Annotated in this window: 14 protein-coding genes; all 14 read left to right on the forward strand. The window is 67.6% G+C overall.

The window, feature by feature from the left end; all coding sequences use genetic code 11:
* Window positions 1-105: 105 nt before the first annotated feature.
* Entirely contained in the window at window positions 106-744 is a 639-nt protein-coding gene (locus CSC78_RS09935) for an esterase/lipase family protein (RefSeq protein WP_162337753.1), read from the forward strand.
* Between the two features lie 57 nt (window positions 745-801).
* Complete coding sequence (locus tag CSC78_RS09940; protein ID WP_162337754.1) at window positions 802-1,533, forward strand: YebC/PmpR family DNA-binding transcriptional regulator; 732 nt, start codon at window positions 802-804, stop codon at window positions 1,531-1,533.
* A 108-nt stretch (window positions 1,534-1,641) separates the two neighbouring features.
* Complete coding sequence (gene ruvC / locus CSC78_RS09945; protein WP_162337755.1) at window positions 1,642-2,163, forward strand: crossover junction endodeoxyribonuclease RuvC; 522 nt, start codon at window positions 1,642-1,644, stop codon at window positions 2,161-2,163.
* Window positions 2,160-2,747 (forward strand): Holliday junction branch migration protein RuvA, encoded by a 588-nt coding sequence (ruvA, locus tag CSC78_RS09950; RefSeq protein WP_162337756.1) that lies wholly within the window; start codon window positions 2,160-2,162, stop codon window positions 2,745-2,747. Before ruvC ends, ruvA begins: the two co-directional genes overlap by 4 nt.
* Window positions 2,748-2,799: 52 nt before the next feature.
* The gene (locus CSC78_RS09955) at window positions 2,800-4,728 is read left to right on the forward strand and encodes a potassium transporter Kup (RefSeq protein WP_162337757.1); all 1,929 of its coding nucleotides are present in this window, start codon (window positions 2,800-2,802) and stop codon (window positions 4,726-4,728) included.
* 36 nt (window positions 4,729-4,764) lie between these two features.
* A complete protein-coding gene (gene ruvB, locus CSC78_RS09960; protein WP_162337758.1) occupies window positions 4,765-5,805 on the forward strand; it encodes a Holliday junction branch migration DNA helicase RuvB in 1,041 nt (346 codons plus the stop codon).
* 51 nt (window positions 5,806-5,856) lie between these two features.
* A complete protein-coding gene (ybgC, locus tag CSC78_RS09965; protein ID WP_162337759.1) occupies window positions 5,857-6,312 on the forward strand; it encodes a tol-pal system-associated acyl-CoA thioesterase in 456 nt (151 codons plus the stop codon).
* Between the two features lie 39 nt (window positions 6,313-6,351).
* Complete coding sequence (tolQ, locus tag CSC78_RS09970) at window positions 6,352-7,125, forward strand: protein TolQ (protein WP_162337760.1); 774 nt, start codon at window positions 6,352-6,354, stop codon at window positions 7,123-7,125.
* Window positions 7,126-7,137: 12 nt separating this feature from the next.
* Window positions 7,138-7,581 (forward strand): ExbD/TolR family protein, encoded by a 444-nt coding sequence (locus tag CSC78_RS09975; RefSeq protein WP_162337761.1) that lies wholly within the window; start codon window positions 7,138-7,140, stop codon window positions 7,579-7,581.
* The gene (gene tolA / locus CSC78_RS09980; protein WP_162337762.1) at window positions 7,571-8,608 is read left to right on the forward strand and encodes a cell envelope integrity protein TolA; all 1,038 of its coding nucleotides are present in this window, start codon (window positions 7,571-7,573) and stop codon (window positions 8,606-8,608) included. Before CSC78_RS09975 ends, tolA begins: the two co-directional genes overlap by 11 nt.
* Before the next feature lie 101 nt (window positions 8,609-8,709).
* The gene (tolB, locus tag CSC78_RS09985) at window positions 8,710-10,029 is read left to right on the forward strand and encodes a Tol-Pal system beta propeller repeat protein TolB (RefSeq protein ID WP_162337763.1); all 1,320 of its coding nucleotides are present in this window, start codon (window positions 8,710-8,712) and stop codon (window positions 10,027-10,029) included.
* Between the two features lie 65 nt (window positions 10,030-10,094).
* Window positions 10,095-10,610, forward strand: coding sequence for a peptidoglycan-associated lipoprotein Pal (gene pal / locus CSC78_RS09990; RefSeq protein ID WP_162337764.1), 516 nt, complete (start codon window positions 10,095-10,097; stop codon window positions 10,608-10,610).
* Window positions 10,611-10,622: 12 nt separating this feature from the next.
* The gene (gene ybgF / locus CSC78_RS09995) at window positions 10,623-11,444 is read left to right on the forward strand and encodes a tol-pal system protein YbgF (RefSeq protein WP_202924159.1); all 822 of its coding nucleotides are present in this window, start codon (window positions 10,623-10,625) and stop codon (window positions 11,442-11,444) included.
* A gap of 62 nt (window positions 11,445-11,506) precedes the next feature.
* Window positions 11,507-12,190 (forward strand): 7-carboxy-7-deazaguanine synthase QueE, encoded by a 684-nt coding sequence (queE, locus tag CSC78_RS10000; RefSeq protein ID WP_162337765.1) that lies wholly within the window; start codon window positions 11,507-11,509, stop codon window positions 12,188-12,190.

The raw sequence follows: 12,190 nt of genomic DNA on the forward strand, positions 1-12,190 counted from the left end.
CCGGCCGACGCTGCAGCTGTCCGACGGCGCCGGGGGAACCCGGCGCCGTTTCCATTCCCGCTTGGCCGACTGGTCAGCCCATCCGAGTTGGCCGACACTGGCGGCATGGAAGAATCCCGCTCGTCCACGACGCGCGTCGTGCTGGTGCATGGCATCTGGAATGCGAAATCCTGGCTCGCCCCGCTGGCGCGGCGCCTGCGTGGGGACGGGTTCGAGGTGGAGGTGTTCGGCTACCCCAGCATCCTGGGCGGTCCGGAGCCGGCCATCGCCGCGCTCATCGAAAAGCTCAAGGACGGCCCGCCCGTCCACCTGGTCGGGCACAGCCTGGGCGGGCTGATCGGCATGGAGGCGCTGCGGCGCGCACCGGCGCTTCCGGTGCAACGGATGGTCTGCCTGGGCTCGCCCCTCTGCGGCAGCCAGGCGGCGCGCAGCCTGGGACAACGTCGCTGGACGGCGCCCGTGCTGGGCCGCAGCGGCAGGTTGCTGCAGGCCGGGTGTGCGCCGTGGGCGGGGTCCGTGCCCGTCGGCATGGTGGCCGGCAACGTGGCGCGCGGCATCGGTCGCCTGATCGCACGCTTCGATGGCGAATCGGACGGCACGGTGGGCCTGTCGGAAACCCGCCTGCCGGGGCTGGCCGCGCACTGCGTGGTCCCCGCCAGCCACACGGGACTGGTGTTCTCCGCGGACGCTGCGCGCCAGGCCGCCCGCTTCCTGCGTGAGGGCCGGTTCGACGGGCAGGACTGACGGCTGCACGGGGGCGCGTATAATCCGCGCCCTTGTCAGTGCACTCCGGAATCCACCATGGGCAGAGGCCCGTCGATCGAAGCCCGCAAGAACGCCACCGACGCCAAGCGCGGCAAGATCTTCACCAAGATCATCCGCGAGATCGGGGTGGCAGCCCGCGCCGGCGGTGGCGACCCCGCCAACAACCCGCGCCTGCGCGCGGCGGTGGACAAGGGCCTGTCGGCCAACATGTCGAAGGACGTCATCGAACGCGCCATCAAGAAGGCGACCGGTGAGCTGGAAGGCGTGGTCTTCGAGGAGATCCGCTACGAAGGCTATGCGCCGGGCGGCGTCGCGGTGATCGTCGACTGCCTGACCGACAACCGCGTGCGCACTGTGGCCGAAGTGCGCCACGCCTTCGGCAAGCACGGCGGCAACATGGGCACCGAGGGCTCGGTGGCCTTCATGTTCAAGCGCCTGGGCGTGCTGAGCTACGCGCCCGGCGCCGACGAAGAGAAGATCACCGAAGCCGCGATCGAAGCAGGGGCCGACGACATCGTCGTCTACCCGGACGACGGGTCCATCGACGTGGTCACCACGCCGGATGCGTTCCAGTCCGTGAAGGATGCGATGACGGCCGCCGGCCTGGCCCCGGACCATGCCGAGACCACCTACCGCGCCGACAACGACATCCGCGTGGAAGGCGAAACCGCTCTGCAGGTGAAGAAGCTGCTCGACATGCTGGAAGACCTGGACGACGTGCAGGACGTTTATTCCAATGCCGACCTGGGCGCGGACGTGTATGCGTAGGAGCAGTGAATGGGGATTCGTGATTCGTGATTCGCGAGTGCGCGTTTCCTCGATCATCTTCCCCGCTGCTTCTTCCCATCACGAATCACCCATCACGAATCACGTTCCGTGACCCGCATCCTCGGCATCGACCCCGGCTCGCAGCGCACCGGCATCGGCATCATCGATGTCGATGCGGCGGGCAAGGTCACGCATGTCCACCACGCGCCGCTGGTGCTGCTGGGCGCGGACGATTTTCCGCAGCGCCTGCGCCGGCTGCTGGACGGCCTGGGCGAAGCGATCTCGACCTGGCAACCCGACGAGGTCGCCATCGAGCGCGTCTTCATGGCGCGCAATCCTGATTCCGCCTTGAAGCTGGGCCAGGCGCGCGGCGCCGCCATCAGTGCGGTGGTGCTGCGCGACCTGCCGGTGCACGAGTACGCCGCCACCGAAGTAAAGCTGGCCGTGGTCGGCCGCGGCAGCGCCGAGAAGGCGCAGATCCAGCACATGGTCGGCCTGATGCTCAACCTGCACGGCAAGCTGCAGGCCGACGCTGCCGACGCGCTGGCCGTCGCCATCACCCACGCACACGTACGCGCCACGGCAAAGCGGCTGGGCGTGAGTTCGCAACTGGCCTGGAGCAGGAAATGATCGGACGTCTGCGCGGCATCCTGGCGTACAAGTCGCCGCCCTGGCTGGTGATCGATGTCGGCGGCGTGGGCTACGAGCTGGAGGCGCCGATGAGCACGTTCTACGACCTGCCGGACGTGGGGCGAGAGGTGCTGCTGTTCACCCACTACGCGCAGAAGGAAGACAGCGTGTCGCTGTACGGCTTCCTGCGCGAGGGCGAGCGGCGGCTGTTCCGCGACGTGCAGAAGGTCACGGGCATCGGCGCGAAGATCGCGCTGGCCGTGCTGTCCGGCGCCAGCGTGGACGAGTTCGCGCGCATGGTGCAGGCCGGCGACATCACCGCGCTGACGCGCATCCCCGGCATCGGCAAGAAGACCGCCGAGCGCATGGTGGTGGAGCTGCGCGACCGCGCGGCGGACCTGATGGGTACCGGCGTCGGCGGCATCACCGCGCTGCCGGTGGATCCGCAGTCCGAAGCCACCATCGCCCTGCAGCAACTGGGCTACAAGCCGGCCGAAGCCACGCGGATGGCGCGCGACGCCACCGCCGCCGGCGACGATGCCGCGACGATCATCCGCAAGGCCCTGCAGGCCGCGCTGCGCTGATCGCCGTTCTAGAGCATCCCTTCACTTCCACAGCGCTACCCTGCCGGCCGCCATGTCCACCCCATCTTCTTCTCACGCCGATGCCGGCAACAGCGGGCAGCACGGTCATTCGCGGGCAGGCATGGTCGCCCTGGTCGCCGGTGCGGTCGGTGTGGTGTTCGGCGACATCGGCACCAGTCCGCTGTACACGATCAAGGAGATGTTCCACCCGCACTTCGGGCTGACGCCGGACCCGAACACGGTACGCGGGCTGCTCTCGCTCGGGTTCTGGTCGCTGCTGCTGGTGGTGACCCTGAAGTACGTCATCGTCATCATGCGCGCCGACAACGACGGCGAAGGCGGCATCATGGCGCTGACCGCACTGGCGCAGCGAAGCCTGGCGAAAGGCTCGCGCATGAGCTACACGGTCGGCATCCTCGGCATCTTCGGTGCGGCGCTGTTCTTCGGCGACGGCATGATTACCCCGCCGATCACTGTGCTGGGCGCGGTGGAAGGTCTGGAAGTGGTATCGCCGGTGTTCCGGCAATGGGTGGTGCCGATCAGCCTGGTCATCCTGACCGGCCTGTTCGCCATGCAGCGTTTCGGCACGGCGAAGGTCGGCAAGGCGTTCGGCCCGGTGATGATCACCTGGTTCATCGTGCTGGCCGGCTTCGGCATCTACAACATCGCGCACAACCCGTCGGTGCTGGCGGCGCTGAATCCGTACTGGGCCTGGCATTTCTTCACGACCCACGACTGGCACGCGGTGTTGATCCTCGGCGCGGTCGTGCTGACCGTGACGGGCGGCGAAGCGCTGTACGCCGACATGGGGCACTTCGGCAAGAAGCCTATCCGCTGGGGCTGGTTCGGTTTCGTGTTGCCGGCGCTGGTGCTGAACTACTACGGACAGGGCGCTGTGCTGCTGCGCCATCCCGAGGCCGTGGCGAACCCGTTCTACATGTCGATCCCGGGCTGGGCCCAGGTCCCGATGCTGGTGCTGGCGACGACCGCGGCGGCGGTCGCGTCGCAGGCCGTCATCACCGGTGCGTTTTCGGTGACGCGCCAGGCGATCCAGCTGGGCTACCTGCCGCGCCTGCACATCAAATACACCTCCAAGGACACGATCGGCCAGATCTACGTGCCGTCGATCAACTGGATGCTGTACTTCGCGGTGATCGTGCTGGTGCTGAGCTTCCAGAGCTCCGGTGCGCTCGCCACCGCCTATGGCCTGTCGGTGACCGGCACGATGTTGATCGATACGCTGCTGCTGGCGATCGTGGCGTACACGCGCTGGCCGGATTCGCGCAAGTGGGTGCTGCCGCTGTGCGGCGTGTTCCTGGTCATCGACCTGGCCTTCCTGTTCGCCAACGGTGCCAAGCTGGTCACCGGTATCGGCGCCTGGGTGCCGCTGTTCATCGGCATCTCCGCCTTCACCATGATGCGCACCTGGCGCCGTGGTCGCGAACTGCTGCATGGCGAAGTGCAGAAGGAAGGCATCCGGCTGGATACGTTCCTGCCGGGCCTGATGCTGGCGCCGCCGGTGCGCGTGCCGGGTACGGCGATCTTCCTGACCGCCGACAAGGGCGTGGTGCCGCACGCGATGCTGCACAACCTCAAGCACAACAAGGTGCTGCACGAGCGCAACGTGTTCCTCACTGTGGAGACCCTGACGGTCCCCTACGCGCCGAAGAAGAAGCGGTTGAAGATCGAGCCGATCGGCGACGATTTCTACCGCGTGGTGATCAGCTACGGCTTCGCCGAAACGCCCGACGTGCCGCAGGCGCTGATGAGTTCTTGCGACCAGGGTGGCGTGTACTTCGATCCGATGGAAACCACGTATTTCGCCAGCCGCGAAACCATCGTCGCCGCACGTCACGGCGGCATGCCCATGTGGCGCGACAAGCTGTTCGCGGCCATGCATCGCAACGCGGCGCCGGCGACCGGCTTCTTCCGCATTCCCGGCAACCGGCTGGTCGAACTGGGCGCACAGGTCGAGATCTGACGGGGAACCGGCCGGCATTTCGGCCATAATCCCGCCATGACCGCCGACCGCATCATCGACTCCTCCGCCACCCGCGAAGACGACGCCATCGAAGCCAGCATCCGCCCCAAGCGGCTGGACGAATACCTGGGCCAGAAGCCGGTCCGCGAGCAGCTGGACATCTACATCCAGGCGGCGAAGGGACGCGGCGAGGCACTCGACCACGTGCTGATCTTCGGGCCGCCGGGGCTGGGCAAGACCACGCTGAGTCACGTGATCGCCAACGAGCTGGGCGTGAACCTGCGCGTGACCTCGGGCCCGGTGATCGAGAAGGCCGGCGACCTCGCCGCGCTGCTGACCAACCTGCAGCCGCACGACGTGCTGTTCGTCGACGAGATCCATCGCCTGTCGCCCGTGGTCGAGGAAGTGCTTTATCCGGCGATGGAAGACTTCCAGATCGACATCATGATCGGCGAAGGCCCGGCTGCGCGTTCGATCAAGCTGGACCTGCCGCCGTTCACCCTGATCGGCGCCACCACGCGCGCCGGCCTGCTGACCGCGCCGCTGCGCGACCGCTTCGGCATCGTGCAGCGCCTGGAGTTCTACTCGCCCGAGGAGCTCACCCGTATCGTGCAGCGCTCGGCCCGCATCCTCGGCATGGACTGCGTGCCGGAAGGCGCCGCCGAAGTGGCGCGCCGCGCGCGCGGCACGCCTCGCATCGCCAACCGCCTGCTGCGGCGCGTGCGCGACTATGCCCAGGTCAAGGCCAACGGCCACATCGATGTCGACGTGGCGCGTGCCGCCATGCAGATGCTCAAGGTGGACCCGGAGGGCTTCGATGAGCTCGACCGCCGCATGCTGCGCACCATCATCGACAGCTTCGACGGCGGCCCGGTCGGCGTGGAGTCGCTGGCCGCGGCGCTCAGCGAAGAGCGCGGCACGCTGGAGGACGTGATCGAGCCCTACCTGATCCAGCAGGGCTTCCTGATCCGCACCGCGCGCGGACGCATGGCGACCCGCAAGGCCTACCTGCACCTGGGGCTGACGCCGAAGGGCAGGGTGCCGGAATCGGGCGATGCATCGGGTGAGCTGTTCTGAGCTCCACTGGTTACAGGTTGGTATGCACGACACCGTGCGGGAGCGCATGCTTTGACGACTGATTCGACGAGGATCGCCGTGGATACGGCTCCGTTCATCTTTCCGACACGCGTCTATTGGGAAGATACCGACGCCGGTGGCGTGGTGTACCACGCGCAATACGTCGCTTTCCTGGAACGGACCCGTACCGAATGGTTGCGGGCCCGTGGCCACGCCCAGGAACGACTGCGCCAGACCCACGACCTGGTGTTCGCCGTCCGTTCGATGCGCCTGGATTTCCTGCGCCCCGCCCGGCTCGACGATCTGCTGCAGGTCAGTGCGCGCATCCACCAGTGCAAGCGGGCCAGCGTGGTCTTCGCCCAGTCCATCGAACGGGACGGCGAGGTCCTGCTGACGGCGGAGGTGAAGGTCGCAGCGCTCCGCGCGTCGACGTTCAAACCCGTTGGGCTGCCCGACGCGTTGTACGAAGAGTTCCGCCGGCTCGAGTCCCCGGGCCAGCCGCTTTAACCCGACAAGCAACACGAACCGAGATACGAGGAACGACGGATGATCGCAACGCTGCTGGCCTTCCAGGAAGTCGTGACCGAGGCGCTGCCGCCCGAAGCGACGGCCACTGCGGCAGAGGCGGCCGCCGCCACCACGCACAGCGGAATCAACTACATCGACCTGATGCTCAAGGCCAGCCTGCCGGTGCAGCTGATCGTGCTGCTGCTGCTGGTTGGCTCGGTGATCAGCTGGGTGATCATTTTCCGCAAGGGGCGCGTGTTCAAGACCGCGAACCGCGACGCCGACGAGTTCGAGGGTCGGTTCTGGTCCGGCGCCGAACTGCACAAGCTGTATGCCGGTGCCGCCGACCGCAACCGCGTGGTTACCGGCCTGGAGGCGATCTTCGAAGCGGGCTTCCGCGAATTCACCCGCCTGCGCGACAAGCGTGGCCTCGATGGGCGTGCCCAGCTCGAAGGCGCGCAGCGCGCCATGCGCGTGACCTATACGCGCGAAGTCGATCAGCTGGAGCGCAACCTGGAACTGCTCGCCAACATCGGCTCGACCGCGCCTTACGTGGGCCTGGTCGGCACCGTGTTCGGCATCATGGTGACCATGCACGACATGCTCAACAGCGGCGAGCAGGCGGGCATCGCCGCCGTCGCGCCGGGCATCTCGGAAGCATTGTTCGCCACCGCCATCGGCCTGTTCGTCGCGATCCCGGCGGTGTGGGCCTACAACCGCTTCACCACCCGCGTCGAGCGGCTGGCCGTGCGCTACGAGAGCTTCGCCGAAGAATTCAGCTCCATCCTGCAGCGCCAGAACGCGGCCGAGTAAGCGGAGTTCCCCATGGCCGGAAGCATCTTCCATCGCAAGCGGCGCAAGCTGAAGTCCGAGATCAACGTCGTGCCCTACATCGACGTGATGCTGGTGCTGCTGATCATCTTCATGGTGACCGCGCCGCTGCTCACGCTGAGCGTGGACGTGAAGCTGCCGTCGTCCAACGCGAAGGCAGTGGAGACGCGCAACGAACCGGTCATCGTGGTCGCGTATCCGGACGGGCGCTTCGGCTTGAAGCTACCCGAAGCCAAGCAGCCTGAAGTGCTGGATGCGGCGACGCTGGAATCCCGCGTCGCGGCGATCCGTGCCGAGCAGGGCGACGAGCTGCGCATCATGGTGGCCGCCGAGGGATCCGCGCCCTACCAGAAGGTACTGGATGCGATGGACGTGCTGCGGCGGGCCAAGGTCGGCAATGTCAGCCTGATGACCAACGCGGGCGGCAATGCACGCTGAGGTGCTCCAGCGCCAGCGCCCCCCTGAAGAGGAAGGGCTTGGCCGGTCGGTGGGGTGGGCCATCGGCCTGCACCTGCTGCTGCTTGCGATCCTGCTGCTGTCGCCGTACTTCAAGTGGGACCGCGAGCGGCTGAATGCGGCTGGCTCGCAGTCGATGGAGGCCACGCTCGATGTGTCCGCCGCCGACCAGCGCGCGGTCGAGCGCGCGCTCGATTTCCAGCCGGCGCCGATGCCCGAGCCCGTGCAGGAGCCGGCGCCCGAGGACACCATTCCGCCGCCGCAGCCGATCCCCGAGCCGAGGCCGCAGGATGCACCGGTCGAGCGGCAGGCGCAGGCCCAGGAACGCATCCCCGTGCCCGATACCGTGGATCAGGATGAAGCGCGCCGCGATGCGATTTCGCAGGAGAAGGCACGCCAGGAGCAGGAGGCCAAGCGGCGCCAGGAACAGATCGACCTGACCGAACGCAAGCGCCAGGAGCAGGCCGAGCAGCAGCGACGGCTGGCCGCCCAGCAGGAAGAGGACCGGCAGAAGCGCATCGCTGCCGAAGCCGCGCAGAAGGCCGAGGCCGACAAGAAGCGACTGGAGGAAATCCGTCGCCAGCGCGCCCAGGCGCAGCGGGAGCAGCAATTGGCCGAGCAGAAGCTGCGGCAACTGGCGGACGCACGTGCCCGGCAGGCGGCCAGCGCGGCGGCTTCCACATCGGCGCCCGCGACCGGCCCGGTCGGCAATGGCGGCACCGATGAAGACCTGCGCGGCCGCTATGCCGCCGCCATCCAGGAAGCGGTGCTGCGCCAGTGGACCCGCCCCGAATCGGTCGCCGTAGGTACCCGTTGCCGGGTGGTGATCCGCCAGTTGCCCGGTGGCGACGTGGTCAGCGCCGAAGTCCAGCCCGGCTGCGCCATGGACGCGGCGGGCCAGGATTCCATCGAGCGCGCGGTACTCAAGGCGCGGCCGCTGCCGTACCGCGGCTTCGAGTCGGTTTTCGCGCGGACCCTGACCCTCAATTTCGAGGCCAGGGACCGTTGACTTCACGCGGCGTTTCGCTCCATTCCGTTCACAATTGTTAAAACGTTCACGCGGGGACTGGTATCCCTTTGCCGCCCCGCACAACCGCAGAGTCGTTGCCCATGAAGAAACCGCTGCGCTGGTTCGCATTGCTCCTGTTCACCCTCGTTCCGGCGCTGGCCTCCGCCCAGCAGCAGGGTCTGGAGATCGACATCATCGGCGGCAACGCCTCCGCCCTGCCGATCACGGTGGTGCCCATGCCCTACCAGGGCAGCGCCGCCGCGCCGCCGACCGACGTATCGGCCGTGGTGCGTGCCGATCTGGAGCGCTCGGGTGCTTTCCGTACGCTGCCGGAGGCCCGCATCACCGAACGTCCCACCCGCGGGGGCGAGATCCAGTACCCGACCTGGCAGGCCCTGCGCCAGGACTACATCGTGGTCGGCCGCGTGGTCGATGCTGGTGATGGCGGCTATCGCGTCGAGTACGAACTGTTCGACGTGGCGAAGCAGGAGCGCTTGCTCGGCCTGGCCATGACCGCACGCTCCAATGCGCTGCGTGACGTCGCCCACCAGATGGCCGACGCCATCTACGAGAAGATCCTCGGCGTACGCGGCGCTTTCTGGACCCGCATCGCGTACATCACTGCCGCCGGCACCGGCAAGGCGACGCGCTACGCGCTGATGGTGGCCGACTCCGATGGCTTCAACCCGCAGACCGTGGTGCGCTCGGCCGAGCCGCTGCTGTCGCCGTCGTGGAGCCCGGATGGTCGCAAGCTGGCCTACGTGAGCTTCGAAAGTGGCAATTCGGCGATCTACATCCAGGACATCTCCACCGGTGCACGCGAGAAGATCGCCAGCTTCCGTGGCATCAATGGCGCGCCCTCGTTCTCGCCCGACGGTCGCCAGCTGGCGCTGACCCTGTCGCGCAGCGGCAACCCGGAGATCTACGTGATGGACCTGGGCAGCCGTTCGCTGCGCCAGCTGACCACCACGTCCGCCATCGACACCGAGCCGGTGTGGAGCCCGGACGGTGGCAGCATCTACTTCACCTCGGATCGTGGCGGTCGCCCGCAGATCTACCGCGTGCCGGCCAGCGGGGGCAGCGCCAGCCGGGTGACCTTCGAAGGCAACTACAACGCCACTGCCAGCATCGGCTTTGACGGCAAGAAGATCGCGGTGGTGCAGGGCAGCGGCAACAACTACCGGATCGCGCTGATGGACACCAGCCTGGGCGGCGCACGCTGGACCTCGTTGTCGCCGGGCTCGCTGGACGAGTCCCCCAGCTTCGCGCCGAACGCCAGCATGGTGCTGTATGCCGCGCGGGAAGGCGGAAGGGGCGTGCTGTACGCCATTTCCGCAGACGCGCGCGTGCGCCAGCGCCTGGTCGTGGCCAATGCGGACGTGCGCGAGCCGGCGTGGTCGCCCTACCGCACCCAGCGTTAATTTTGTGTCTACAATGTGACTCCCGGTTCCACCGATCCCCCGTTCAAACGACGCAAGGAATGACCATGAACAACACCACCCGTGTTCTGCTGCTCTCCATGATGTCCGTGGCCGTGCTGGCTGGCTGCAAAAAGGCCGTCAAGCCCGAAGCTCCGGCCGACACCACGACGACCACCCCGACCACCCCGACGGGCCCGACCACGTCCGGCGTGTACGGTCCGAACGATCTGGACACCGATGCCTGCCTGCGCCAGCGCGTGGTGTACTTCGACCTGGACCAGGACGCCCTGAAGCCGGAGTTCCAGGCCATCATGGGATGCCACGCCAAGTACCTGCGTGACCGTCCGTCCTCGCGCATCACGCTGGAAGGCCACGCAGACGAGCGCGGCAGCCGCGAGTACAACCTGGGCCTGGGCGAGCGCCGCGGCAACGCCGTGAATTCGGCCCTGCAGGCCAGCGGTGGTTCGGCCAGCCAGCTGACCGTGGTCAGCTACGGCGAAGAGCGTCCGGTCTGCACCGATTCCAGCGAGTCCTGCTGGTCGCAGAACCGTCGCGTCGAGATCGTCTACACGGCCAAGTAAGCCGTCGTCACGATGATCGCGAAGAAGACGTACCTGCTGGTCCTGGCGGCGGCCCTCGTGGCCGCCGCTCCCGCGCATGCGCAACGCGTCAGCCTGGCCGATCGCGTGGCCGCGCTGGAGGCGAAGGCCAACAACCCGCAGCAGAACCTGGATCTGCTCAACCGCGTCACTCAACAGGAAGCCGAACTGCGCAACCTGCGTGCGCAGGTCGAGCAACTGCAGCACGAGAACGAGCAGCTCAAGCAGCGCGGTCGCGACCAGTACCTCGATCTGGACGGTCGCCTCAACCGTCTGGAAGGCGGTGCCGTACCGGCCCCGGCCGGCACGCCGGCCACTGCTCCCCCGCTGGGCAATGCGCCGGCCACTGCACCGGCGCCAGTCGACGCCGCGATGGCTGAGGCAGCGCCCAGCGTCCATGGCGACATGGGCGCGCTGTCCGCCGCCGGCGACGAACGCACCGCCTACAACGTCGCCTTCGACCGGCTGAAGGCCGGCGAATACGCCGATGCGGCACAGCTGTTCACCAGCTTCCTGCAGCTCTATCCCGGCGGCGTGTATGCGCCCAACGCGCTGTATTGGCTGGGCGAGAGCTATTACGTCACCCAGAATTACGCGCTGGCCGCGGACCAGTTCCGCGCATTGCTGGCGCAGTACCCGACCCACGACAAGGCGTCCGGCGCCCTGCTGAAGATCGGCCTGTGCGACTACGGACTGGGCAAGCTGCCCGAGGCCGAGCGCACCCTGGGCGAAGTCATTGCCAAGTACCCGGGCACCGACGTTGCCCGCACGGCCGACGACCGCCTGCGCGCCATCCAGCTCGGCCGCCTGCGCTGAGCCGCCTTCGTCCGGCCCCCATGGCCGGATGACGGGTCGCCAGGGCGTATCATGCGCACCCCATGAATGACGCCGCCCGCCCCAGCGAAATCGTCCAGTCCCCGCTGGAACGTCTCAAGATCACCGAGATCTTCCTGTCCTTGCAGGGCGAGGCGAATGCGGTCGGCTGGCCCACGGTCTTCGTCCGCCTGACCGGCTGCCCGCTGCGCTGCCAGTACTGCGACACCGCCTACGCCTTCCATGGCGGCGAGTGGCGCGAGATCGACGACCTCGTGGCCGAGGTCGTCGCCTACGGCGTCCGCCACGTCTGCGTCACCGGTGGCGAACCGCTGTCGCAGAAGCGTTGCCTGCTGCTGCTGCGAAAGCTGTGCGATGCCGGCCTCGATGTGTCGCTGGAGACCTCGGGCGCGATCGACATCGCCGATGTCGATCCGCGCGTGTCGCGCGTGGTCGACCTGAAGACACCGGGCTCCAACGAGATGGCGCGCAACCGGCTGGAGAACCTGCCCCTGCTCACCGCGCGCGACCAGGTGAAGTTCGTGCTGTGTGGGCGCGCCGACTACGAATGGGCACGCGACATGCTCGCCGAGCATAGGTTGGCCGAGCGTTGCGACGTGCTGTTCTCGCCCAGCAAGTCCGAACTGTCGCCACGCGAGCTGGCCGACTGGATCGTCGAGGACCGCCTGCCGGTGCGCTTCCAGATGCAGTTGCACAAGCTGTTGTGGAACGACGAGCCGGGGAGGTGA

This window comes from Pseudoxanthomonas japonensis, assembly GCF_010093445.1.
Lineage (GTDB): Bacteria > Pseudomonadota > Gammaproteobacteria > Xanthomonadales > Xanthomonadaceae > Pseudoxanthomonas_A > Pseudoxanthomonas_A japonensis.